This is a genomic window from Aquipuribacter nitratireducens, assembly GCF_037860835.1.
Taxonomy (GTDB): domain Bacteria; phylum Actinomycetota; class Actinomycetes; order Actinomycetales; family JBBAYJ01; genus Aquipuribacter; species Aquipuribacter nitratireducens.
This window is the reverse complement of record NZ_JBBEOG010000001.1, coordinates 536,160-560,694: the sequence shown is the minus strand read 5'-3', so window position 1 is coordinate 560,694 and position 24,535 is coordinate 536,160. Positions and strand designations below refer to the sequence as shown.

Annotated in this window: 21 protein-coding genes; 6 read left to right on the top strand and 15 right to left on the bottom strand. The window is 74.3% G+C overall.

Annotated features, from left to right (window positions below):
• Positions 1 to 90 precede the first annotated feature (90 nt).
• The 3 genes from WAB14_RS02465 to WAB14_RS02455 all read left to right on the top strand — a co-directional run bounded on the left by WAB14_RS02465 (position 91) and on the right by WAB14_RS02455 (position 2,780).
• Positions 91 to 525 (top strand): cobalamin B12-binding domain-containing protein, encoded by a 435-nt coding sequence (locus WAB14_RS02465; RefSeq protein ID WP_340267029.1) that lies wholly within the window; start codon positions 91 to 93, stop codon positions 523 to 525.
• A gap of 70 nt (positions 526 to 595) precedes the next feature.
• Complete coding sequence (locus tag WAB14_RS02460) at positions 596 to 1,336, top strand: alpha/beta hydrolase (protein ID WP_340267028.1); 741 nt, start codon at positions 596 to 598, stop codon at positions 1,334 to 1,336.
• Between the two features lie 73 nt (positions 1,337 to 1,409).
• Complete coding sequence (locus WAB14_RS02455; RefSeq protein WP_340267026.1) at positions 1,410 to 2,780, top strand: MFS transporter; 1,371 nt, start codon at positions 1,410 to 1,412, stop codon at positions 2,778 to 2,780.
• Here the strand turns inward: WAB14_RS02455 and pcrA are convergent.
• Positions 2,777 to 5,233: a DNA helicase PcrA gene (pcrA, locus tag WAB14_RS02450; protein WP_340267024.1), complete on the bottom strand. Its 2,457-nt coding sequence runs from the start codon at positions 5,231 to 5,233 to the stop codon at positions 2,777 to 2,779. The two genes, WAB14_RS02455 and pcrA, sit on opposite strands and share 4 nt — an antisense overlap.
• 151 nt (positions 5,234 to 5,384) lie before the next feature.
• Here pcrA and WAB14_RS02445 point away from each other — a divergent pair, with 151 nt between their 5' ends.
• The gene (locus WAB14_RS02445) at positions 5,385 to 6,110 is read left to right on the top strand and encodes a PIG-L deacetylase family protein (protein WP_340267023.1); all 726 of its coding nucleotides are present in this window, start codon (positions 5,385 to 5,387) and stop codon (positions 6,108 to 6,110) included.
• 9 nt (positions 6,111 to 6,119) lie between these two features.
• Here WAB14_RS02445 and WAB14_RS02440 read toward each other — a convergent pair whose 3' ends face one another.
• From WAB14_RS02440 to WAB14_RS02410, 7 genes are all read right to left on the bottom strand, one after another.
• Positions 6,120 to 6,824, bottom strand: coding sequence for a hypothetical protein (locus WAB14_RS02440; RefSeq protein WP_340267021.1), 705 nt, complete (start codon positions 6,822 to 6,824; stop codon positions 6,120 to 6,122).
• A gap of 65 nt (positions 6,825 to 6,889) precedes the next feature.
• Entirely contained in the window at positions 6,890 to 7,249 is a 360-nt protein-coding gene (locus WAB14_RS02435; protein ID WP_340267019.1) for a hypothetical protein, read from the bottom strand.
• Between the two features lie 29 nt (positions 7,250 to 7,278).
• Complete coding sequence (locus WAB14_RS02430) at positions 7,279 to 8,268, bottom strand: glutathione S-transferase family protein (protein ID WP_340267017.1); 990 nt, start codon at positions 8,266 to 8,268, stop codon at positions 7,279 to 7,281.
• On the bottom strand, positions 8,265 to 9,284 hold the full coding sequence (locus WAB14_RS02425) for an NUDIX hydrolase (RefSeq protein WP_340267015.1): 1,020 nt from the start codon (positions 9,282 to 9,284) through the stop codon (positions 8,265 to 8,267). Before WAB14_RS02425 ends, WAB14_RS02430 begins: the two co-directional genes overlap by 4 nt.
• Positions 9,281 to 9,628, bottom strand: coding sequence for a DUF3817 domain-containing protein (locus WAB14_RS02420; protein WP_340267013.1), 348 nt, complete (start codon positions 9,626 to 9,628; stop codon positions 9,281 to 9,283). Before WAB14_RS02420 ends, WAB14_RS02425 begins: the two co-directional genes overlap by 4 nt.
• Positions 9,625 to 10,488 carry an SURF1 family protein gene (locus WAB14_RS02415; protein ID WP_340267011.1) on the bottom strand — a complete coding sequence of 288 codons (864 nt, stop codon included), beginning with the start codon at positions 10,486 to 10,488 and terminating at the stop codon, positions 9,625 to 9,627. The genes WAB14_RS02420 and WAB14_RS02415 overlap by 4 nt, the downstream gene beginning before the upstream one ends.
• 186 nt (positions 10,489 to 10,674) lie before the next feature.
• Complete coding sequence (locus WAB14_RS02410; RefSeq protein WP_340267009.1) at positions 10,675 to 11,238, bottom strand: peptidase; 564 nt, start codon at positions 11,236 to 11,238, stop codon at positions 10,675 to 10,677.
• Positions 11,239 to 11,426: 188 nt separating this feature from the next.
• Here WAB14_RS02410 and WAB14_RS02405 point away from each other — a divergent pair, with 188 nt between their 5' ends.
• The gene (locus tag WAB14_RS02405; protein WP_340267007.1) at positions 11,427 to 11,687 is read left to right on the top strand and encodes a hypothetical protein; all 261 of its coding nucleotides are present in this window, start codon (positions 11,427 to 11,429) and stop codon (positions 11,685 to 11,687) included.
• A gap of 108 nt (positions 11,688 to 11,795) precedes the next feature.
• Here WAB14_RS02405 and WAB14_RS02400 read toward each other — a convergent pair whose 3' ends face one another.
• Positions 11,796 to 14,645 (bottom strand): M36 family metallopeptidase, encoded by a 2,850-nt coding sequence (locus WAB14_RS02400; RefSeq protein WP_340267005.1) that lies wholly within the window; start codon positions 14,643 to 14,645, stop codon positions 11,796 to 11,798.
• Between the two features lie 174 nt (positions 14,646 to 14,819).
• Between WAB14_RS02400 and WAB14_RS02395 the strand changes: the two genes are divergently transcribed.
• On the top strand, positions 14,820 to 15,311 hold the full coding sequence (locus WAB14_RS02395) for a GNAT family N-acetyltransferase (protein WP_340267003.1): 492 nt from the start codon (positions 14,820 to 14,822) through the stop codon (positions 15,309 to 15,311).
• Between the two features lie 9 nt (positions 15,312 to 15,320).
• Here WAB14_RS02395 and guaA read toward each other — a convergent pair whose 3' ends face one another.
• The 6 genes from guaA to WAB14_RS02365 form a co-directional block, all read right to left on the bottom strand.
• Positions 15,321 to 16,907: a glutamine-hydrolyzing GMP synthase gene (gene guaA, locus WAB14_RS02390; RefSeq protein ID WP_340267001.1), complete on the bottom strand. Its 1,587-nt coding sequence runs from the start codon at positions 16,905 to 16,907 to the stop codon at positions 15,321 to 15,323.
• A 4-nt stretch (positions 16,908 to 16,911) separates the two neighbouring features.
• Entirely contained in the window at positions 16,912 to 18,672 is a 1,761-nt protein-coding gene (locus WAB14_RS02385; RefSeq protein ID WP_340266999.1) for an FAD-dependent oxidoreductase, read from the bottom strand.
• A complete protein-coding gene (locus WAB14_RS02380) occupies positions 18,669 to 20,228 on the bottom strand; it encodes a succinic semialdehyde dehydrogenase (RefSeq protein WP_340266997.1) in 1,560 nt (519 codons plus the stop codon). The genes WAB14_RS02385 and WAB14_RS02380 overlap by 4 nt, the downstream gene beginning before the upstream one ends.
• 17 nt (positions 20,229 to 20,245) lie before the next feature.
• Positions 20,246 to 22,051, bottom strand: coding sequence for a glycerol-3-phosphate dehydrogenase/oxidase (locus WAB14_RS02375; protein WP_340266995.1), 1,806 nt, complete (start codon positions 22,049 to 22,051; stop codon positions 20,246 to 20,248).
• Between the two features lie 94 nt (positions 22,052 to 22,145).
• Positions 22,146 to 23,663, bottom strand: coding sequence for a glycerol kinase GlpK (gene glpK, locus WAB14_RS02370; protein ID WP_340266993.1), 1,518 nt, complete (start codon positions 23,661 to 23,663; stop codon positions 22,146 to 22,148).
• A gap of 64 nt (positions 23,664 to 23,727) precedes the next feature.
• On the bottom strand, positions 23,728 to 24,477 hold the full coding sequence (locus WAB14_RS02365) for an MIP/aquaporin family protein (protein ID WP_340266991.1): 750 nt from the start codon (positions 24,475 to 24,477) through the stop codon (positions 23,728 to 23,730).
• Positions 24,478 to 24,535 lie beyond the last annotated feature (58 nt).

Sequence of the window (24,535 nt, the reverse complement as noted above, 5' to 3'; positions counted from 1 at the left end):
CGGACACGCCCCACCCGGCCGCGGGCACGGCTGCGGGAGACGGTCGTCACAGGTCGACGAGCGGTGATCAGGGGGCGTTAGTCTCACCACGTGGACGACGTGGCGACGGAGGCACGCGACGACGAGGTGGACACCCGCACGGGCCCGCCGCGGGTCGTCATCGCGAAGCCGGGGCTGGACGGGCACGACCGCGGGGCGAAGGTCGTGGCGCGCGCGCTGCGCGACGCCGGCGTCGAGGTCGTGTACACGGGTCTGCACCAGACGCCCGAGCAGGTCGTCGCCGCCGTCGTCCAGGAGGACGCCGACGCCGTCGGGCTGTCGATCCTCTCCGGGGCGCACATGACGCTGTTCCCCCGGGTCGTCGAGCTGCTGCGCGAGCAGGGCGCCGACGACGTCGTCGTCTTCGGCGGCGGGATCATCCCCGAGGAGGACATCCCCCTCCTGCAGGAACAGGGCGTCGCCATGGTGTTCACGCCCGGCACGCCGATGTCGACGATCGTGGAGTGGGTGAGGGAGAACGTCTGAGCGGCCCGGGGCCTGGGCCGGCCGGCACCTGCCCCGCCGCACGCACCGGGGGCTCGGCGTCGCGCTCGAGGTGCTGTGGAACGGCGCCCACGCCCTCACGTGGCCGGCGCAGGTGCCGCTGCGGCTGCTGGGCCCGCACCGCAGCGCGCTCACGCTCGCCGACCCGGTCCCGGCGGACGACCACCCGCTCGTCGTCCCGCGGCAGGGGGACGGCGACAGCGAGCCCGACCGGCCCGTCGTGCTCGTCCACGGCATCGGCGACAACCCGTCCCTGTTCCCCGTCCTGCGGGAGGAGCTCGCCCGCCGAGGTCACGACCACGTCGTCGCCGTCGACTACTCCCCCGAGCGCGACGACGTCCGCGCCGTCGCCGCCGACCTCGGCCGGCACGTGGAGGCGCTCGACGGCGAGCGTGGCGTCGACGTCGTCGCGCACTCCCTCGGCGGGCTCATCGCCCGCTACTACGTCCAGCGACTCGGCGGCCACCGCCACGTCCGCACGCTCGCGACCGCGGGCACGCCGCACCACGGGACGCACGCCGCGCACCTCCTGCCGACCCGGCTCGGACGGCAGCTGCGGCCCGGCAGCGACCTGGTGCGCGAGCTCGACGAGCCCGCCCCCGGGATCGGGACGCGCTTCGTCTGCCTCGCGTCGGGGATCGACCACGTCATCCTCCCGCGGTCCTCGGCGCTGCTTTACCACCCCGACCTGCCGGCCGAGCACACCGTGCTTCCCGACATCGGGCACATGAGCCTCGCGATCCACCCCGCGTCGGTGGGCCTGCTGGCGGACGCCGTCGCCGACAAGGCCTGAGCGCGGGCCACGTCGCCCCGTCGCCGGCCACGTGTCATCCTCCGTGTCGGAGGCGGTGACGGGGGTGGTGCAGGTGACGGGCACCGTCGCACGGGAGACGAGGCCGCGCGGCCGGCTGGCCGTCGCGCTGCTCGCGGTCGCGCTGCTGTCGGTGGAGTTCCTCGCCGGCATGCAGCGGTACCTGTCACAGACCGTCCTGCCGCTGGTCGCGGAGGAGCTCGACGGCCGCGACCTCTACGGCCCGCTCGACGCCGCGGCCCAGGCGCCCCTCTTCCTCATGATGCCGATCGGCGTCTGGCTGCTGGCCCGGTTCCGCATCGGCACCCTCATGCTCGTCTTCACCGCCGTGACGGCGCTCGGCTCCCTGCTGTGCGCGGCCGCTCCCACGATGGGCGTCTTCATCGCGGGCACCGCCGTTCGCGCGTTCGCAGCGGGTGCCCTCGCGACGATCGGTCTGGGGGCGATCAGCCGTGGCCTGCCGCCTCGGTACCGCCAGCTCGTCCTCGCCGGCATGTCGGGCGTCTGGGTCGTGTCGTCCGTCCTCGGGCCCGTCTACGCCGTCGCCGTCTCGAGCCTGCTGGGCTGGCGCTGGGCGATGCTGATGTACCTCCCGCTCCTGCTCCTCGCCCGGATGCTGATCGCCCGGTACGTGCCCGAGCGGAGCGACCCGTCGGTGGCGGCCGAGCCCGCGCCGTGGGGGTGGGCGGTGGTACTGGCGACGGGGTCGGCAGTCCTCTCGCTGCCGGTCGGGGTGTGGTCGCTCGCGGTCGCCGCCGTCGGCGCCGTGCTCGTCGTCGTCGCGACGCGGGCGCTGCTGCCCGAGGGCACGCTGAGCGCCACCCACGGCCGTCGCGCGGGCCTCTCGGCCCTCCTCACCGTCGCGGCGACGTACTTCGGCGCGACGTCGGTACTGACCGTCGTGGCCGTCGACGCTTTCGGGCTCACCCCTGGGCAGTTCGGGGTCGTCATCGCCACCTCCGGCTTCACGTGGGCGGCCCTCGGCCTGTGGACGGGCACGCACCCGGCGCTGGCGGACGCGCCGTTCCGGCGACGGGCGACCGCCGGGGCGGTCGGTCTCGGCGCCGGGGTGACCGCGCTGGCGGGGACGACGTTCCTCGCCACCCCGACGGCCGCCTTCGTCGGTCTCGTGGTCGGAGCGGCCCTGTTGGGCGCGGGGATGGGCACGGTCTACCCCGACCTGCTCGGGCGCTGCTTCACACCGCCGGACCACGACGACGGGATCGACGAGGACCGGATGGCGGGGGCGGTCGCCCTCGCGGAGACCGTGGGGCTGGCGCTCGCGACGACACTCGCCTTCGCGTGGCTGGGCACGGGGTTCGGTCTCGTGGACGACCCCGTCACGCGCGCACAGGTGCTGTACGTCGCGCTGCTGCCGGTGGCGGCGGGCGCGGCGCGACGGCTGGTCGCGGCGAGCCGCGGCTAGAGCTTCTCGACCGGGGCGTAGCGCAGGAGGAGCTTCTTCTCACCGAGCTCCCGGAAGTCGATGACGGCGACGGCCCGGTCCCCGCTGCCGTCGACGCGCACGACCGACCCGAGGCCGAAGGAGTCGTGGCTCACCCGGTCCCCCGGTTCGAGGTGGACCACCTCGCGCATGCCGGCGGTCCGCACGCCCGGCCGCATGGCGACGCGGGCCATGGCCGGCGTCATCGCCCGGCCGGTGCCGAACCCGTCGGAGCCGCCCGACCCGCTGCGCCACCCCGTGCCGGCGGTGTCGACCGCGGACTGCGTGCGGCGCCACTCAACGAGCTCCTTCGGGACCTCGTCGAGGAACCGGCTCGCCGGCAGGTACTGCGGCTGCCCCCACGCGCTGCGGACCCCGGCCCTCGACAGGTAGAGCCGCTGCCGGGCCCGCGTGATCCCGACGTAGGCGAGGCGCCGCTCCTCCGCGATGCCGAGCGGGTCGTCGAGGCTGCGGATGTGCGGGAAGGTGCCGTCCTCCATGCCGGTGAGGAAGACGACGGGGAACTCCAGGCCCTTCGCCGTGTGGAGGGTCATGAGCGTGACGCGGCCGCGGTCGCTCTCGTCGAGGGCGTCCGGCGCGTCGGGGATGTCGTCGGTGTCGGCGACGAGCGAGGTCCGCTCGAGGAAGTCCGAGAGCGTGCCGTCGGGGTTGCCGGCGTCGTACTCCTGCGCGACGCCGAGCAGCTCCGACAGGTTGTCGAGGCGGCCCTCGTCCTGCGGGTCGCGGCTGGCCCGGAGCTCGGCGAGGTAGCCGCTGCGGTCGAGCACCTCCTGCAGGACGGTCGCGACGGCCGCGCCCGCGGCGACGAGCTCCCGCAGCCCCGCCATCAGCTGCACGAAGGCAGCGACCGCGTTGTACGAGCGGGCGGCGAGCGCCGGGACGTCGTCGAGGCGCTCGAGCGCGGCCCCGAACGACAGGCCCTGGCTCTCGGCGTAGCCGGCGACGAGGGCCTCGGCGCGGTCCCCGATGCCCCGCTTCGGCACGTTGAGCACGCGTCGGAGGTTGACGGAGTCGTCGGGGTTGGACAGCGCCCGCAGGTAGGCGAGGGCGTCCTTCACCTCGCGGCGCTCGTAGAAGCGGGTGCCGCCGACGACGACGTACGGCACGCCGGTCCGGACGAGCACCTCCTCCACGGCACGGGACTGGTTGTTCGTCCGGTAGAAGACGGCGACGTCGCCGTACGACAGCCCGTGGTCGTCGCGCAGCCGGTCGATCTCCTCGACGACGAACGCGGCCTCGTCGTGCTCGGAGTCGGCGACGTAGCCGACGATCCTCTCCCCCGCCCCCGCGTCGGTCCACAACCGCTTGTCCTTGCGGTTGGGGTTGCGCGCGATGACGGCGTTGGCGGCGTCGAGGACCGTCTGCGTCGAGCGGTAGTTCTGCTCGAGGAGGACGACGTGGGCGTCCGGGTAGTCGGCCTCGAACTCCTCGATGTTGCGGATCGTCGCGCCGCGGAAGGCGTAGATCGACTGGTCGGCGTCGCCGACGACCGTCAGCTCGCTCGGCCCCACGGGCGGCGCCGACCCGGTCGGCGCGGTCGGGTGGTGCTCGGCCTCGCGGTCGGTGCCGGGGAGCTCCTTGTCGTAGCCGCCGACGAGCTCGCGGACCAGCGTGTACTGGGCGTGGTTCGTGTCCTGGTACTCGTCGACGAGCACGTGGCGGAACCGGCGTCGGTAGTGCTCGGCCACCTCGGGGAAGCGCTGGAACAGCTCGACGGTCCGCATGATGAGGTCGTCGAAGTCGAGCGCGTGGGCCTGCTGCAGCCGGCGCGTGTACCCGCGGTAGACGTCGAGGAGGACGAGCTCGTCGGCGGTGCCGTCCGCGACCTTCGTCGCGTAGGCGTCCGGGTCGACGAGCTCGTTCTTCAGGCTGCTGATGCGGGAGGCGAGCGCCCGGGCCGGGTAGCGCTTCGGGTCGAGGTCGAGGTCGCGGACCGTGAGCCCGACGAGGCGCTGGGTGTCGGCGGCGTCGTAGATGGAGAAGCTCGAGCGCAGGTCGAGCCGCTTGGCCTCGAAGCGCAGGATGCGCACGGCCGCGGAGTGGAACGTCGACACCCACATGCGCTCCGCGCGAGGCCCGACGAGCGCCTCGACGCGCTCGCGCATCTCGGCCGCCGCCTTGTTGGTGAACGTGATGGCGAGGACCTCGCCGGGACGCACGCCGCGGGCCGCGAGCAGGTGCGCGATCCGGTACGTCAGCACCCGCGTCTTGCCCGAGCCGGCGCCCGCGACGACGAGGAGCGGGGAGCCCGCGTGCGTCACCGCCTCCCGCTGCGCGGGGTTGAGGTCGGCGAGCAGCGACTCGACGTCCGGCCGGGCCGTCGCGCTCGGGTGGCGGGGGCGGACCGTGCCGAGCACCGGCACGTCCGCCATGCCCGGCGGCAGGTCGTGGAGGGGGTCGAAGAGGGTGCTCATGCGGGTCCCCAGCCTACGTGTCGCCGGGGCGCCGCAGCCGCTCTCCACACCCCGGCGCGGGTGTGGGCCGGGACTACCGACCATAGGCTGGTCGTTGACGCGACAACGAGGGCCTGACGGCCGAGACCGACCCCTGCCACCTGGAGGACCCGTGCCGAAGCCGGACAACGATATCGAGCGCGCGCTCGTCGTGGGCGCGCACCCCGACGACATCGACTTCGGGTGTGCGGGGACGGTCGCGACGTGGGTCGACGCCGGGGTCGAGGTGACGTACCTCCTCGTCACCCGCGGCGACCAGGGCGGCTTCGACGACACGCCCCGCGAGGAGGTCGGACCGATCCGCGAGCAGGAGCAGCGCGCGGCGGCCGCCGCGGTCGGCGTGCACGACGTGCGCTTCCTCGACGGCTACCGCGACGGGTGGGTCGAGCCGACCCGCGAGCTCGAGCGCGACATCTCGCGGGTGATCCGGCAGGTGCGCCCGCAGCGGATGCTCATCCAGTCCCCCGAGCGCAACTACGAGCGCCTGCCCGCCTCGCACTCCGACCACCTCGCGACCGGCGAGGCCGCGATCCGCGCGATCTACCCCTCGGCGCGCAACCCGTTCGCCTGGCCGGAGCTGCTGAAGGACGAGGGCCTCGAGCCGTGGGTGGTGAACGAGGTGTTCATCGTCGCCCACCCCCACGCCGACCACCCCGTCGACGTCACCGACACCTTCGAGCGCAAGATCGCGGCGCTCCGGGAGCACAAGAGCCAGACCGCCCACATGGGAGACGAGCTCGAGACGATGGTCCGCGACTGGCTCACCCGCAACGCCGCGCTCGGCGGTCTGCCCGACGGCCGGCTGGCGGAGATCTTCACGGTGACCGAGCTCGCCTGAGCCTCCGGGTCACCCACGGCTCCGAGGGAGTCGTTGCTGTCGCGGAACACGCCCATCCGGGTCACCCACGGCTGCGAGGGAGTCGTTGCTGTCGCGGAACACGCCCATCCGCATCAGCACGGCTCCGAGGGAGTCGTTGCTGTCGCGGAACCCTGCCTCCTCGAGCCCGGCAGCCCAGCCGGGCGCGCGGGTGCCGGGCGGGGGCGCGGCCGCCGCGAGGTCGACGCCCGAGGCGGCGAGGACCCACGCGACGACGCTGTTGGAGTTCCACATGTCGCCGTGGCGGTGCTCGTCGCGCCCCCACGTGAGCACCGGCACGTCGTCGAGCCGGTCGAGGACGTCGCGCGCGGCGGTGTCGTCCGCGGCGAGCCGGCGCCGGACCAGCGCCCACGGCAGGTCCGGGACCACACCGTCGCGCCACCGTCGCACCTCGTAGCGGAACACCCGCGCGCGCCCGAGCAGCCGGGAGCCGACCGGTCCGGTCGCGCAGACGCCGGGACCGCGCGAGCCCGGGCCCCAGGCCGGCGCGACCTCGACGGTCCACGACCCCCGCTCCGCGCCCAGCAGCAGCGCGGCGTGGACGAGGGCCGCCACCGGTCGGTGCTCGCGCGTCGCGGCCAGCCGCTCGTAGAGGCGACCCGAGAGCCGCACGGTCGGGGTGCGTGCCCCCGCTCCGAGCGGGATCCACGCGATCTCGACCCCGTCCGGCGTCACGGCTGCGACCTCACGCCTCCACGGAAGCGCGCGGTGGCGGGCTCCGCGAGGGACGGAGGTCCCCCTCAGCCGAGGAAGCGGTCGCTCCAGAGGACGGCGACCGCGACGTTGAGCACCGCGAGACCCCCGACGAGGTGGAAGAGGCCCGTCGGCACGACCTCGCGACGCCGGTTGACGAACACGAGCACGGCGACGACGAGAGCGACGACGAGCTTCACGCTGATCTTCGCGTTGTCGATGTTCTCCCCGTCGAAGACCGGGTAGCTGAGCCCGACGAGGAGAAGGCCCGTGACGAGCGCCGTCAGCGCCCCGTGGAGCATCACCACCGGGAAGCGCGGCGACCGGACGCTCGCGAGGTAGCCGCCGACGACCCCGGCCATCCCGATGAGGTGGAGCACCACGAGGACGCCGTACAGGATCGCCATGCCGCGAGCCTAGGCGAGGACCGCTCCGATCAGTCGGCGAGCCACACCGACGTGTCGGGGCCCTTCGGCACGATGCGGGTGGGGTTGATCTGCTCGTGCGTCGCGTAGTAGTGCCGCTTGATGTGGTCGAAGTCGACCGTCTCCCCCCAGCCCGGCCGGCGGTAGAGCTCGCGCGCGTACCGCCACAGGTTCGGCATCTCCGTCAGCTTGCTGCGGTTGCACTTGAAGTGGCCGTGGTAGGCGGCGTCGAAGCGGACGAGGGTGGTGAAGAGCCGCACGTCGACCTCGCGCGGCTCGTCGCCCATGAGGAACCGGCGGTCCGCGAGCCGGGCCTCGAGGACGTCGAGGCGGGCGAACAGCCGGTCGAACGCCTCGTCGTACGCCTCCTGGCTGGTCGCGAACCCGCAGCGGTAGACGCCGTTGTTGACGTCGGCGTAGATCTCGTCGATGAGCGGCTGCATCTCGTCACGCTCACCCGCCGGCCACAGGTCCGGCACCTGCCCGTCCGCGCCGGGGCGGTGGTGGTCGACCCACTCCGTCGACAGGTCGAGCGTGATCTGGGGGTAGTCGTTGGTGACGACCCGCCCGGTGACGGTGTCGACGATGCACGGCACGGTCACCCGGCCCTCGTAGTCCGGGTCGGTGAAGAGGTACGCCTCGGACAGGTAGGCGATGCCGAGGACCGGGTCGCGCCCGTCCGGGTCGAGGGTGAACCGCCAGCCGCGCTCGTCCCGGATCGGGTCGACGACGGCGAGGGAGATGGCGTCCTGCAGGCCGAGCAGCCCCCGGACGATGAGCGAGCGGTGGGCCCAGGGGCACGCGAGGCACACGACGAGCCGGTAGCGGCCGGCCTCCACCGGCCAGCGGCCGTGCTCGTCCGGTCCCTCGCCGGGCGCCGACGTGCTGTCCCGCGTGATGCGGTCGGTGAAGCGGTTGCCCTGCCGGACCCACTGCCCGGAGGAGGAGGTCTCGGAGGAGAACTGGCCGCGGGCGGGACCCGTCGTCGTCGAAGCCGTCACCCTCCGAGCGTACGAGCGGCCGGGTGCCCGAGCAGGTCGAGGGCGTGCCGGACGAGTCGCGTCGCGGGCAGCGCCGCGAGGTCGCGGACGGGCACCCAGCGCACCGCGGCGGTCGAGCCGTCGACCTCGACGACCCGGGGCTCGACGTCCGTGGGGACCTCGACGTGGTGGACGACCCGCACGCCGTGGAAGTCCTCCAGGGGCCCGTGCGGCGCGCGGCCGGTGAAGTGGACGCTGCCGACCCCCAGGAGACGGTGGTGCCGCACGGGCAGGCCGGTCTCCTCGTGCACCTCGCGCAGCAGCGCGGCGGTGACGTCCTCCCCGTGGTCGATCCCCCCGCCCGGCAGGGTCCACGACCCGGCCCCGGCCGCGTGGTCGGCGATGAGGGTGAGGAGGACCTCCTCGTCGGTACCGCTCCCCCGCGTCGCGACGCCGTACACGCCCACACGCAGCCGGGGCACGGGCCCGGTGGTCCCGGCGGGCGGCGCCACCGCGGCCGGCGCCCCGGACAGCGGCCGCAGCAGGGCGACGTCCGGGGAGAGTCCGCCCCACGGCACGGCCGGGAGCCCGAGCACCCGCGCGACGTACGGCGTGAGCGGCAGCCGTCGCGCCTCCTCGCGCGTGACGACGGCGAGCCGGCCGCCGGTGGCGCCGTCGCGTTCCTCCGGCTCGGGGCGGAGGGTGCCCCCGAGGACGTCGACGTCGTGGACGACCCGGACGGTGTGGACCTGCAGCCCGCGGTGCGGGAGGTCGAGGACGTCGTCGAGGACGTCCCTCACCCCGGTGGGCCTCACTCGGAGCCCGGTCTCCTCCTCGACCTCGCGGACGACAGCGGCCGCGGGGTCCTCCCCGTGGTCGACGCCACCGCCGGGCAGGAACCATCGTCCGGCGAGGTCGGAGTGCCGTGACGCCTCGACGAGCAGGACGCGCTCGGCGTCGCCGTCCGGGTGCAGCACGGCGTACGAGGCGAGCCGCTGGACGGGACGCAGGGCGTGCCGCGTCACCTGCCCCGTCACGACGCCGGTGCCGTCGCCTCGTCGGCCTCGCGACGGGCGAGCTCGGCCCGCACGTCGTGGGTGACCCGCCGCTCGGCGTAGAAGGACAGGAACGGGACGGTGCCGGCGAGCAGCACCCCGAGCGTCGTCAGCGGCCGCCAGCGCCGCCGGCTCGCGAGGTCGATGCCCGTGGCGAGGTAGACCATGTAGCCGAAGCCGTGGATCGGGCTGACCGTGCGGGAGAGCACGTCCGTGCGGAAGCCGAAGAGGTCCGTGTAGCGGAGCAGGATGCCGACCGTCAGCAGCAGGAGGAACACCCCCACCACCCAGGCGACCACGCGGAACCTCGTCAGTGCGGCCCTCACGGCGCGCTCCTCTCTCTCGGGGTCTGGACGGGCACCGGCCCCGCCGGGACACGCGCCCGGTCACGGGCCGCGGCCTCGGCCGACGCCTCGCTCCGGGCGACGTCGTCGCGGAGCATGCGCCACCACAGGACGACGGCGAAGCCGGCGAACACGAACCACTGCGCGGAGTACGCGAGGTTGCGCCAGTCGCGTGACTCGCGCGCGGACTCCGGCGGCGCCGTCAGCGGATCGGCGGTGAGGCCGGACGACCCCGGCGCCGCGACGACGAAGCCGCCGAGCAGCTCCTCCGGCCAGCGGTTGACGAGGTCGGCGGTCGCGAGGATCGGGACGACGCCGTCGGGCTGGACGATGTCGACGGGCAGGTCGAGCGGCTCGGCGGCCTGCAGCCACCCGACGACCTCGACGGGACCGGCCGGCGGCGCGGGAGCCGTTCCGGCCGGTGCGTCCGGATCGGCCGGCACCCAGCCCCGGACGACGGGCACGAGCACGTCGCCGTCGCCTCCGCCGCCGGCCGCACCCTCGCCCACGCGCACGGCGGTCACCACCCACCGACCCGACACGTCGGGCTCCCCGGGGGCCGCGCGGTCGGCGACGAACAGGGTCCGCTCGGGGACCCACTCCCCGCGCACCCGGACGAGGCGGCCCGGGTCGCCCTGCACGACGCGCTCCCCCACCCCGACGAGCTCCCCGACGGCGGGCAGCGCGGCCGGCGCCACCCCCGACGGGTCCTCGACGAGGGCCGCGGTCTCGGGGGCGCTGCGCTGCCACTGCCACTGCCCGAGCCACAGCATCCCGCCGACGGCACCGAGGAGGAGGGCGGTGAGCGTGAGCCACCGCGCCGTCAGCAGCCTCCTCCGCACCACACCAGGGTACGGACCGGGTGCCTGCGTGACGGCCGCGGGCGGGCGGTGGGCGTCAGGGGGAGCACGACGCGGCACCCCGCGCCGATCTCCGGTCGTGGATCATGACCCTTGTCCCGCCCAGTCCCTCGATCCGGCGGATCGGGTCGTGGATCATGACCGTTGTCGTCGGAGTAGGGGCGTCCCTCAGGCCGCCATGAGCATGGCGAGCACCGCGGTGTCGACGTCCGCCGCCGGGTCGACCCCGCGACGGCTCACCAGCCGGGTGACGGTCCCGTCCGGCTCCGCCTCCACCCACGCCGCGCGGTGGTCGAGGCCGAGGTGCGGCGCCCCCGGCAGCAGCACGCAGCCGCTCGCGACGACGTCGACCTCGGGCGTGGTCGTGGGGGTCTCGGCGGGCGGGTGCAGGAGGAGGAGAGCGACGGGCGGCTCGCTGGGCCGCCGCTCGGCCACTGCCGGGTCGAGGGCCCGGCCGACGAGGCGCACGAGCCCGACGGCGTCGGGCACCCGGTCGTCGTCAGGGCGGGTCTCGCTGGCGGAGAACAGCGACGTCGTCGGCAGGAGGCCGGGCGTCGTCGCGACCCGGACGGCGAGGGTGAGGAGCTGCACCCACTCCCGGGTGCTGTCGGGCCAGCGGCCGGAGACGAGGAAGCCCGCGAGGCCGTCCTCGGGCCGGTGCAGCGGAGCGATGCCGACGGCGCGCGGCGCGCGCGCCCCGTCCCTGTGGTCGTCGCCGGTCTGCACCGCCACCACCTCCTGCCGGGGGCCGGGTCCCGACGACCCGGGTGGAGCGTCAGGGTGCGGTCATGATCGGCTGGCACACAAGATCCCTTGAGTGCCAGCGGCCATCCGGGTGACCCACCTGTGACGTACCCACCATGCGCCCGCTCCTTCGCGGGCGGGCGCACGACACGCACACCGACCCGATGGAGAGATCGATGAAGACGACAGTCCTCACCTTCGCCGCCGCCCTCGTCGCCGCGGGCGGCATCGCCCTCGCCGGCCCCGCCTCGGCGGCGCACTGCCTCGCGCCCGCCGGCAGCGACCCCGCTCCCGGCTTCTCGTGGTTCGGCGTGCACGCGCGCGCCACCACCGACGCCGAGGGCGGCAACCCCGGCCCCCACCAGGGCACGTCCGGTGCGTCGAACTGCCTCGAGACGACCGGCAACCCCTCGGAGCGCGCCCCCGGCCGCGGCTGAGAGGCCACGGCCGGCACGGCACGCCCAGCACGGCAGGGACAGCACCGCTGGGGGACGACAGGGCGCCCGGACCACGAGGTCCGGGCGCCCTGCCGCGTCACCGTCGGATCAGTCGGTCGGCTCCGTGAGTCGCACCTGCATGGTGTGCTGCGTGCCGTCCTCCAGCACGATCACGAGCTCCCGGCACGTCCCGGCCCACGCCTCGTCGGTCTCCCAGATGAGGCTGTAGCGGTCCCGTGCCCTGTTGTAGCGGAGCACGGTCTCGCCCGGGGCGTCCGCCGGCGTCGTGAGGGCGTACTGGACGACCTCACCGGTCTCGCACGACACCTCGCGGCTGGCCGGGGAGTGCGCCGGCTTCAGCACGTCGAGGCCCCGGTCAGCGCCGAGGGAGAAGTCGACGGGGATCGCCGAGCCCGCGTCGCGGGTGACGAGACCGTCGGCCCCGGCCTTCGGCGACACCACACCCGCACCCGTCGCCTCGCACGTCGGCGGGACGTCGAAGGCCTCGGTGTTGTCGTCGCGGTTGGTCGTGCCCTGGACCGCGCTGTAGCCGAGGCCGCGCCGGGCGAAGGCGTTCCAGATGAGGCACTGGTCCTCCCCGCCCGTCAGCGCCCGCTCCGCGGCGAGGATGCCGTCGCGGCCGGCGACGAAGCCGGGCGCGCAGCCCTGCATCTTGAGTCCGTCCGTCACGTACTGCAGGGACCGGTTGTTGCCGCCCGCGTCCCAGTCGTCGTAGACGTTGTCGTTGAACCCGTGGCGGTCGACGAGGTCCCACGTCATGTCCCACAGCGTCGCGGCCCACGTGTGGCCGATGCCGTGCGGGACGGCGAGGGAGGTGCCGCCGACCCAGCCACCGGTCCTGATCCGGTCGTAGGTGAACGGCTGCTTCGTCATGTCGCGGGAGTACGGCGCCGGACGGATGCCCGCACCGGACCGGTCGTCCTGGTACAGCGCGTACGGCCCCATGCCCCGCGCGGCCTCCGGGTCGTCGACCGCCGGGTCCATGAGCATGACGATGGCGTAGTAGTCGCTCCAGCCCTCGCCCATCTGCTCGTTGCCGGACAGGCAGTTGACGTTGAGCCCGCCGGTGAGCCGGTTGGAGATCCCGTGGCCGTACTCGTGGATGACGATCCCGTTCTCGAGGTCGCCGTCACGGCGCGGCGGGATGTTCGCGTCGGCCCGGACGGTGCCCGTTGCGGGCAGGCCGGCCTTGAGGGCCTGGCCGTCCTCCTGGCGCACCATGACCGACGGGATGTCGGTGGCGAGGGAGCCGCCGAGGGAGATCGGGGCGCCGGGCGCGTTGTTGACGACGACGACCGCGCTGGCGCCTGCGGCGTCCGCGTTGGCGGTCTTCGTGACGAACGGACACGTGCCGCGGTCGACGACGGCGATGGCCCCGGCCGGGAACCCGACGAACGGCGAGCACCCCTCGTTGGTGCCGGAGCCGTCCTCGGCGAGCGCGAAGGTGCCGCTCAGGCCCTCGACGGTCGGCTCGGGGCCGTACCCCGCACCGCTGGCGCCGTAGGTGCCGGCGGCCGGCGACGGCGCGTCGACGACGACCTGGAACGGCAGGACGCCGCCACCGGGGTTCCACAGGTACATCTGCATGCGCGGCGGGCTGCCGTCGGCGGCGGGCGTGGAGAAGTTCGCGTTGTTGGTGCCGCCGCCGTCCTGCGCCTCGGCGCGGACGACGTCGCCGCCGGTGCCGCCGCGGCCGTAGTTGTTGACCTGGAAGTTGCCGGAGACCTCGTCGAAGCCGTACCCGTGCATGACGTCGTGGATGACGTTGTTGAGGTAGAAGAGGTTCGTCACCGCGGCCGGCTGGTAGTCGGTCGGGTCGTCGGCGAGGTCGAGCTCGAAGTCGAAGTCGAGCGAGGGCCCGCCGTCGACGTCACCCCCGGGGTCGGGGGCGTTGTTGTTGTCGCGGTCGAGGTACGCGTGGACGTTGTTGCCGCGCGTGATCGTGAACTCGGGGCCGGCGACGCCGTCGGTGTCGTGCCAGCCGAACGGCGAGGCGTCGGCGTCGGCGGGGTTCTCCACCACCGTGCGCGGACCGTCGTTCGGGCTCTCCTTCGGGATCTCGTACACCCGGTAGCTCGAGCCGTCCTCGACGCGCTCCTCGGGGGCGTGCGTCGAGGGCCCGAGGTCGGCCTCACCGGCGTGGTCGTGCGCGTCGTCGGCGGCGTGGTCGTGGGCCGCCGCCTGCGTGGTGGCGGTCGCGGCGCCGCGGGCGAGGGTCGAGGCGAGCTGATCGTGCGTGTGCTCGATCGTCCAGTTGTCGAGGTCGAGGAGCTCCCCGGTCTCGGCGTCGACGACGGCGTTCCACAGGTCGGGGCTCTCCGCGTCGTCGATGACGACCTGGTACGCCGGGCGCAGGCCCGAGGCGGTCGGCTGCCAGCCGAGCCTCGTCGGGATGGGCTCGGCGGAGATGCCGCCGTCGGTGAGGGTCACCTCGCCGGGCGAGGCGGTCCGTGCCGTGACGGTCGGCCGCAGGTCCTCCGGCTCGTCGAGGTGGAGCTCCTCGGCGACGGCCTCGACGGCCTCGACGGGCCCCGTGGCCTCGGCGGCCTCCGCCCCGGACAGGTCGCGGACGAGGGTGCTGGCCGCGTGGACGATGCTGCCGTCGCGCGCGACGTTGACCGTCGCGGTGCCCCCGAAGACCTCGAGCCCGTCGTGGCGCTGGTAGAGGTTGACGTGCGTGACGCCGCTGTGGCGGCTCTCGTAGGCCGAGCGCACGACGAGGTCGGCGACGTCGGCGGACAGCACGCCGTAGCCGGCGGCGTTCTGCTGGACGAAGTCGACCGCGATGTCGGTCGCGTCCGCGTCGCTCGGCGCGGTGAGGAAGCCGGGCCGGGGCGCCGCCTCCGCAGCGGGAGCGGCCTGACCCGGCAGCGGGGCGGCGAGCAGGGCACCGAGGACGACCGGTGCGGTGACGAGCGCGGTGCGGCGGGCCCTCACGGCAGGTCCGGTGCGAGCGAGTGGGCAGGGGGCGTCATGGGCTGGCCTTTCGTCTGCAGTGACGTGGTGGCTGACGTGCGGTTACCCGCATGGCTGACGCTAGACCTCGGCGGCCTCCCCTGCCTAGGGGTTCCCGACCATCCGGTGGGGGCGTCCGGGGCGTACGGTCGGCACGTGTCCGGCCCAGCCGCAGCCCGCGTCCGCCGCGCCGCCCCGGACGACGTCGCGGCCCTCGCCGCGCTCGCCCGCGAGCACCACGGCACGGGCGGCTGGGAGGAGCGGCTGCGGGAGGCGCTCATGGCCGGCGAGCTCGTCCTCGTCGCCGAGGAGCCCCCCGGGACGATCGTCGGCTACGCCCGTGCCGGTGTCCGCGCGCCGTCACCGGACGACCTGCCCGACGACCCGTCACCGTCGGGGTGGTACGTGACGGGGCTCGTCGTCGCGGTCGCGCACCGCCGCCGGGGCGTCGCCCGCCGGCTCGTCGCCGACGTCCTCGCGATGCGGCCCGCGGGCGAGCCGGTGTGGTCGGTCGTGAACGCGCGCGACGAGATGTCCCTCGCCCTGCACGCGGCGCTCGGCTTCACCGAGGTGCTGCGCGCGAGCCGCATGGTCGGGATCGCCTTCACCGGCGGTGAGGGCGTGCTGCTGCGCCACGACCCCCCGTGACGTGGCGACTCACTCCCACTCGATGGTGCCCGGTGGCTTGCTCGTGACGTCGAGCACGACCCGGTTGACCTCCCGCACCTCGTTGGTGATGCGCGTGGAGATGCGCTGGAGCACGTCGTAGGGCAGCCGGGACCAGTCGGCCGTCATGGCGTCCTCGCTGCTGACCGGCCGCAGCACGACGGGGTGGCCGTACGTGCGCCCGTCGCCCTGCACCCCGACGCTGCGGACGTCGGCGAGCAGCACGACCGGGCACTGCCACACCTCGCGGTCGAGACCGGCGGCGCTCAGCTCCTCGCGGGCGATCGCGTCGGCGCGACGGAGCACGGCGAGCCGGTCCGCCGTCACCTCCCCGATGATGCGGATCCCGAGGCCGGGCCCCGGGAACGGCTGGCGCCACACGATCTCCTCGGGCACCCCGAGCTCGAGCCCGACGCGCCGGACCTCGTCCTTGAACAGCGTCCGCAGCGGCTCGACGAGCGCGAACTCGAGGTCCTCGGGGAGCCCGCCGACGTTGTGGTGGCTCTTGATCGTGGCGGTGCCACTGCCTCCGCCGGACTCGACGACGTCCGGGTAGAGGGTGCCCTGGACGAGGAACTCCACGCTCTCCCCGTGCGCGTCGGCGTCGGCCACGACACCGGCCGCGGCCTCCTCGAACACCCTGATGAACTCCCGGCCGATGACCTTGCGCTTCTCCTCGGGATCGGTGACGCCGGACAGCGCCGCGAGGAACCGGTCGGCGGCGTCGACGACGACGAGGTCGACGCCGGTGGCGGCGACGAAGTCCCGCTCGACCTGCTCGACCTCGCCCTCGCGCAGCAGACCGTGGTCGACGAGGACGCACGTCAGCCGGTCGCCGATGGCGCGCTGGACGAGCGCGGCGGCGACGGAGGAGTCGACCCCGCCGGACAGCCCGCACACGGCGCGGCCCTCCCCCACCTGCGCGCGGACGGCCTCGACCTGGTCGTGGATGACGTTGCCGATCGTCCACGTCGGCCGGATGCCGGCGATCTCGTGGAGGAAGTGCTCGAGCACGGCCTGCCCGTGCGCGGAGTGGAGCACCTCGGGGTGGAACTGGACCCCGGCCAGCCGGCGCTCGGGGTCCTCGAACGCCGCCACGGGGGTACCGGCGGTGCGGGCGACGACCTCGAACCCGCTCGGGGCGTGGGTGACGGCGTCGCCGTGGGACATCCACACCGACTGCGAGCGCGGCAGTCCGTGGAACAGCGTGGAGTCGCCGGAGACGACCTCGAGGTCCGTCCCCCCGAACTCCGCGCGTCCGGTGCGCTCGACGGTGCCGCCGAGGGCTCGTGCCATCGCCTGGAAGCCGTAGCAGATGCCGAACGCCGGGACGCCCGCCTCGAACAGCTCGGGCCCGAGGTCGGGGGCGTCCTCGGCGTACACCGAGGCGGGGCCGCCGGACAGGATGATCGCGGCGGGACCGCGCTCGAGCATCTCCCCCACCGGCATGGTGTGGGGCACGATCTCGCTGTAGACGCGTGCCTCGCGGACCCGGCGGGCGATGAGCTGCGCGTACTGCGCGCCGAAGTCGACGACGAGGACGGTCGGGTGCTCGGTCTCGGGTGCGGCGGCGGTCACCGGGTCAGGCTAGTGGCGCGGGGGCCGCCGGCCTCCCCGCCGGCCTTCCCGCCGGCCGCCCCGCCGCCTCCCCCGCCGCCGGCCGCTCGTCGGGCTCGCCCTTGCGCGGCCACAGGGACATCGCCCGCTCCGCCTGCGCCGTGATCGTGAGGGAGGGGTTGACGCCGAGGTTGGCGCTGACCGCCGAGCCGTCGACGACGTGGAGCCCGGGGTGGCCGTGGACCCGCTGGCAGGCGTCGAGGACACCGTGGTCGGGGTCGGCGGCGATGGGGCAGCCGCCGAGGAAGTGGGCGGTCATCGGCACGTCGAGGACGTCGACGACGGTGCCGCCGGGGCGGGTCGTGACGCCGGTGACCTCGGTGAGGCGTCGCGCGAGCGCCCGCACGGCGTCGTGGCCGGCGGGGATCCACGACGGGTTCGGCTCGCCGTGCCCGTGGACCGACGTGAGCCCACCGCCTCCCAGCCGCCCCCGCCGCCACCGCACGGTGATCGAGTTGTCCCGGGTCTGCATGACGAGCCCGACGACCGCCCGTCGGCTCCAGCGCCGCACCGAGAGCGACCGCAGCAGGAGCAGGGGGTGGCGCAGCGCCTGGGCGAGGTAGCGCACCGGTCGGGGCACGCGGCCGCCGCCGTCGACGAGAAGGGTGCCGAGCAGGCCCATCGCGTCGGACCCCGGTCCGTACCGGCAGTTCTCCACGTGGGTGTCGGGTGCGGGGTGGAACGACGAGGTGATGGCGACGCCGTGCGTGAGGTCCGCGTCGGGCACCCGGTCGCTCACCGCACCGACGAGCGCCTCGGAGTTGGTCCGCGTGAGCGTGCCGAGCGCGGGCGGGAGGTCGGGCAGGACGCCCTCGGCACGCATGCGGTGGAGCAGCCGCTGGGTGCCCCACGTGCCGGCGGCGAGGACGACGTCACGGCACACCACCTCCCGGCGGTCGCGGCGCAGGCCGGTGAGCCCGGGCCGCCCGGTCCGATCGTGGACGACGCGCCAGCGCGGGCCGTGCTCGTCGGGCGCGAGCTGCTCGAGGCGGACGACGCTGCGGAGCGCCTCGACCCGCGCGCCACGGCGCTCGGCGAGGTGGAGGTAGTTCTTCACGAGCGTGTTCTTCGCCCCGACCCGGCAGCCGACCATGCAGTTGCCGCACCCGGTGCACGCCGTCCGGTCCGGGCCCTCCCCGCCGAAGTACGGGTCGGGCACGGTCTGCCCGGCCCGCACCGTGGGCGTCGGGAGGAACACCCCCACCGGGGTGGTCCGGAAGGTGTCCGCGACGCCCATGTCGGCGGCGGCGAGGCGCATCGCCTGCTCGACGGGGCCGTCGAAGTCGTGCTCTCGCACCCCGAGCATCCGCTGGGCCGTGTCGTAGTGGGGGGCGAGCTCGCGCTCCCAGTCGGCGAGCCCCGCCCACGGACCGCCGCGGAAGAACTCCGACGGCGGCCGGTAGAGGGTGTTGGCGTAGTTGAGGGAGCCGCCGCCGACGCCCGCGCCGGCGAGGACGAGGACGTGCGGCAGCCGGTGGAGCCGCTGCACGCCGAAGCAGCCGAGCCGCGGCGCCCAGAGGAAGCGCGGCAGGTCCCACGAGGTCCGGGCGTGTTCGTGGTCGGCGAAGCGGCGCCCGGCCTCGAGGACGACGACGTCGTACCCCTTCTCCGCGAGCCGCAGCGCCGCGACGGAGCCGCCGAACCCGGACCCCACGACGGCGACGTCGACGTCCACCCCGGCGCCGGCGTCGGCCCCGGCGGTCGCTGCCGGAGCGGACCCGCTCACCGCAGCCCCACCCGACGCGCCGCGCGCAGCACGCCGTCGAGCACGGGCACCCACGTGGCGGCGGGGCGTCGCATGAGCGCGGGCACGACGCCGCCGCGGGCGCGCAGCACCACCTGCGGCCGGGTCACCTCCGCGATCCCCTCCGGGCCGTAGCGGCGGCCGTAGCCGGACGTCCCGAACCCGCCGACCGGCGCCCCGGGCGAGCCCCACGCGAGCTGGTACGTCTCGTTGACGACGACCGTGCCGACCCGCAGGCGCCCCGCCACCCGCCGGGCGCGGGCGCCGTCGCGGGTCCACACGGCGGCGGACAGCCCGCTCGGGTGGTCGGCCATGGCGGTCGCCGCGGCGTCGTCGTCGGGCACGACGACGAGGTGCACGACCGGTCCGAACGTCTCCTCGTGGCCGATCGCGGCGTCGTCCGGGACGTCGGCGAGGACCGTCGGCGCCATGAAGGCGGGCCCGAGGTCGTCGCGGGCGTGGCCACCGGTCAGCACCCGTGCCCCGGCCGCCACGGCACGGTCGACGGCACCGAGCACGCGGGCGCGGTGCTCGGGGGACACGAGGCTCCCCATGTCGACGTCGAGCCCCCGCGACCAGCCGACCCGCAGCCGCTCCGTCGCGGCGAGGAACGCCGCCGTGAAGGCCTCGGCGACGTCGGCGTGGACGTAGAGCCGCTCCGTGGAGGTGCAGGTCTGGCCGGCGCTGCCGAAGCAGTCGCGGACGAGGGCCGTCGCGGCGGCGGGGACGTCGGCGTCCGCCGCGACGTACGCGGCGTTCTTGCCGCCGAGCTCGAGCGTCGAGCCGACGAGCGAGCGCCCGGCGAGCGCGCCCACCTCCCGCCCCACCCGCTCCGAGCCGGTGAACAGGACGTGGTCGACGGCCTCGACGAGCGCCTGCACGAGCTCCGGCTCGTCGCCCGCGAGCACGCGCCAGAGCCCGTCGGGCACGCCCGCCTCGCGCAGGAGCGCCGCGACCCGCAGGGCGAGCGGGACGCTGCGCAGCGCCGGCTTGACGACGACCGCGTCACCGGCCAGCAGTGGGGCGACGCTGTCGGACAGGACGAAGACGAGGGGGTAGTTCCACGCGGCGACGTTCCCCACGACGCCGACCGGCAGCAGCCGCACCTGCGCGGTCGTGAGCCCCGGCACGAAGCCCGCCCGCCGCTGCGGGCGCAGGTACCCCGGTCCGCGGACGACGTGGTGCCGGGTGACCTGGAGGGCGTTGACGACCTCGAGGTAGGCGTCGGCGCGGCTCTTGCCGGTGACGTCCTGCACGAGGTCGGAGAGCGCACCGCGGTCCCGCAGCACGAGGTCGTGGACGCGGCGAAGGACGGCGGCGCGCTCGGCGACCGGGACCGCGGCCCAGTCCACCTGCGCGCGTGCGGCGCCCGCCACGACCGGGCCGACGTCGTCCGCGACGTGGCGGCGGACCCGGACGAGCACGGCCTGGGTCGCCGGGGAGACGACGTCGGCGGGCTCGCCGGTGGCTCCCGGGACGGCGACGAGCCCGGTCGGGTCCTCGCGGGACCCGACCGGGCTCGTCGTCGACGCCGTCATGACCACACGGTAGGTCCTCAGGCGACGGGGACGACCTCCGGAGCCCCGAGCCGCACCGCGTCGGCGGTCTCGTCGTCCGGCTGCTGCTGGCTCTCCCGCTCCGCCTCGACCCGCTTGAGGTAGTGGGTGACCTCGCGCTCGACCTGCTCCTCGCCCCAGCCGAGGACGGAGCCCATGAGCTCGGCGGTCGGCCGTGCCGCCGCGACACCGCGGTCGAAGGTCTCGATCGAGATGCGGGTGCGGCGGGCCAGCACGTCCTCGACGTGCCGGGCGCCCTCGTGGGTGCAGGCGTACACGACCTCGGCCTGGAGGTAGTCCTCCGCCCCCGGCAGGGGCTGCGCGAGGTCGGGCCGGCGCGCGACGAGGGCGACGATGTCGTCGACGTCGGTGCCGTAGCGCCCGAGCAGGTGCTCGACGCGCGCGACGTGGAGCCCGGAGGCCTCCGCCGTGCGGACGCGCGCGTTCCACGCCGCCTGGTACCCGGCCGCGCCGACCATCGGCACGTCCTCCGTCGGCGAGGCCGGCACGCGGAACGGCAGGGCGCGGACGGCCTCGTCGACGGCGTCCTCCGCCATGACCCGGTAGGTCGTGTACTTGCCGCCCGCGACGACGACGAGACCCGGCACCGGGTGCCCGACGACGTGCTCGCGCGACAGCTTGCTCGTGGAGTCCGACTCCCCCGAGAGCAGCGGGCGCAGGCCCGCGTACACGCCCTCGACGTCCTCCCGGGTGAGCGGGCGGGCGAGGACGGCGTTGACGTGGTCGAGGACGTAGTCGATGTCCTTGCTGCTCGCCGCCGGGTGCGCCTTGTCGAGGTTCCAGTCGGTGTCGGTCGTCCCGATGATCCAGTGCCGGCCCCACGGGATGACGAACAGGACGGACTTCTCCGTCCGCATGATCATCCCGGTGGTCGAGGCGATGCGGTCCTTCGGCACGACGAGGTGGATGCCCTTGCTCGCGCGCACCTTGAACTGCCCGCGCTCGTGGACCATCGCCTGGGTGTCGTCGGTCCACACGCCCGTGGCGTTGATGACCTGCTTCGCCTTGACCTGGAAGCGGTGCCCGGACTCGAGGTCCTCCGCGACGACACCCACGACGCGCTCGCCCTCACGGAGCATGTCGACGACACGGGTGCGGCTCACGACGTGGGCGCCGTACGCGGCCGCCGTGCGTGCGAGCCCCATGGTGTGGCGGGCGTCGTCGATCTGGGCGTCGTAGTACTGGATGGCCCCGAAGGCGGCGTCGGCCTTGAGGCTCGGGACGGCCCGCTTCACCTGCTTCTTCGTCATGTGCCGGTGCAGCGGCACCCCGCGCGGGTGCCCGCCCTGCACGGCCCCGAGCACGGCGAGGGCGTCGTAGAGCAGGACGCCCGCTCCGACGTACGCCCGTTCGACGACGGGGTTCTTCAGCGGGTACAGGAAGGGGACGGGGCGGCACAGGTGGGGGGCCAGCCTGGTGAGGATGAGGCCGCGCTCCCGCAGGGCCTCGCGGACGAGCGCGAAGTCGAGCATCTCGAGGTAGCGCAGGCCGCCGTGCACGAGCTTGCTCGAGCGGCTGGAGGTGCCGGAGGCGAAGTCGCGGGCCTCGAGGAGCCCGACGCTCAGCCCGCGCGTGGCGGCGTCGAGCGCGGCGCCCGTGCCGACGACCCCGCCGCCGACCACGACGACGTCGAGCTCGTCGCGCTGCAGGGCGTCGAGAGCGCGTTCTCGGTCGGCGGGGCCGAGCCGCCCCCTCACGGACAGCTCCGCACCCACCAGCCTGGCCGGGGGGACGAGCCCGTCACCGGGCCCGGTCGTGTCGTTCGGGGTGTCGGTGTCTGACATGTCCACGTCCTCAGTGTCCGTCGGTTGTCGGGTGATCGCCGCCCGGGGCGCGGGGCCGCCGCGCCCCGGGCGGGCTCGTGTCAGGCCGTGGTGGTCACTCGACGTCGACCCAGTCGAGCGTCCGCTCGACGGCCTTGTGCCACCTGGCGTGGCCCTCCGTGCGCTGCTCGTCGGTCCACTCCGGCTCCCAGCGCTTGTCCTCGTTCCAGTTCTCCCGCAGCTCGTCGGTGCTGTTCCAGAACCCGACGGCGAGGCCGGCGGCGTACGCCGCGCCGAGCGCCGTGGTCTCCGCGACGACCGGCTTCGAGACCGGCACCCCGAGGACGTCGGCCTGGATCTGCATGCAGAGGTCGTTGGCCGTGATGCCGCCGTCGACCTTGAGGACCTCCAGGTGCACGCCGGAGTCCTTCTCCATCGCCTCGACGACGTCCTTGGACTGGTAGCAGATCGCCTCGAGCGTGGCGCGGGCGAGGTGGGCGTTGGTGTTGAACCGGGACAGGCCGACGATCGCGCCGCGGGCGTCGGAGCGCCAGTACGGCGCGAACAGCCCGGAGAACGCGGGGACGAAGTAGACCCCACCCGAGTCCGGCACCTGCCGCGCGAGCGACTCCGACTCGGAGGCGCCGCTGATGATGCCGAGCTGGTCCCGGAGCCACTGGACGGCGGACCCGGTGACGGCGATCGACCCCTCGAGGGCGTAGACGGGCTTGCTGTCGCCGAGCTGGTAGCAGACCGTCGTCAGGAGGCCGGCCTTCGAGCGGACGAGCTCCTCGCCGGTGTTGAGGAGCATGAAGTTGCCGGTGCCGTAGGTGTTCTTCGCCTCGCCGACGCCGAAGCACACCTGCCCGACGGTCGCCGCCTGCTGGTCGCCGAGGTCGCCGGTGAGCGGGACCTCGCCGCCGAGCGGACCGCCGCTGAGGGTGGTGCCGTAGCCGTTGGGGTCGGAGGACGGCCGGATCTCCGGCATCATCGAGCGGGGGATGCCGAAGAAGCCGAGGAGCTCGTCGTCCCAGTCGAGCGTCTCGAGGTTCATGCACATGGTGCGGCTGGCGTTCGTCACGTCCGTGATGTGCTGCCCGCCGTCGGTGCCGCCCGTGAGGTTCCACAGCAGCCACGTGTCGGTGTTGCCGAACACCGCGTCACCGCGCTCCGCCGCCTCGCGGACCCCGTCGACGTTCTCGAGGATCCACTGCACCTTGCCGCCGGAGAAGTACGTCGCGGGCGGCAGGCCCGCCTTCTGCCGGATGACGTCGCCCTTGCCCTCGCGCTCGAGCTTCGAGGCGATGCGGTCGGTGCGCGTGTCCTGCCAGACGATGGCGTTGTAGTACGGCCGGCCGGTCTTCCGGTCCCACACGACCGCCGTCTCGCGCTGGTTCGTGATGCCCATCGCGGCGAGGTCGGAGTGCTGCAGCCCCGCCTGGTTGAGCGCCGTGCGGATGACGGAGGAGGTGCGCTCCCAGATCTCCACGGGGTTGTGCTCCACCCAGCCGGCCTGCGGGAGGATCTGCTCGTGCTCGAGCTGGTACTTGCCCCGCTCGTTGCCCCCGTGGTCGAAGATCATGAAACGGGTGCTGGTCGTGCCCTGGTCAACTGCTCCGACGAAGTCAGCCATGACGTGTCCTTTCGTTCGAGAGGTCGTGCGGTCGGTCGAGGAGGTCCGGTCGGCCTGCGCCGGCTCACACCCCCATGGGCATGAAGTAGAGGTTCGCCGCGATGCCCGCGAGGGCGCCGCCGATCAGCGGCCCCACGACGGGGACCCACGCGTACCCCCAGTCGCTGGAGCCCTTGCCCCGCATCGGCAGCACGGCGTGGGCGATGCGGGGACCGAGGTCGCGCGCGGGGTTGATGGCGTAGCCGGTGGGACCACCGAGCGAGGCGCCGATGCCGACGACGAGGAGCGCGACCGGTAGCGGGCCGAGCTCAGCCGGGGTCTGGCCGAACATGAGGATGATGAAGACGAGGACGAACGTGCCGATCACCTCGGTCACGACGTTCCAGGCCGGGGTGCGCGTCTCGGGCCCCGTGGAGAACACGGCGAGCTGCGCCGAGGGGTCCTCGGTCTCGTCGAACTGCTTGCGGTAGGCGAGCCACGCGAGCACCGCGCCGAGGAAGGCGCCGACGAGCTGTCCCGCGAAGTACACCAGCGTGGTGCCGATGTTCACCGGGATGCCGGGCGCGTACTCGTCGGCGCCGTTGGCGAGCAGCCCGACGGTGACGGCCGGGTTGATGTGCGCGCCCGAGGCGAACGCGGCGTAGACGCCCGCGAAGACGGCGAGACCCCACCCGAAGTTGACGAGGAGGAAGCCACCTCCCGAGCCCTTCGTCCGGGCCAGGGCCACGTTCGCCACGACGCCACAACCGAGCAGGAGGAGGAAGCCGGTCCCGACCACCTCCGACAGGAACAGCGCACCGTACGAGAGATCCATGCAGAGCTCCTTCGCTCTCCGCCCGGCGACGTCGCCGGGAGCCTGTGACCTCGGCGGG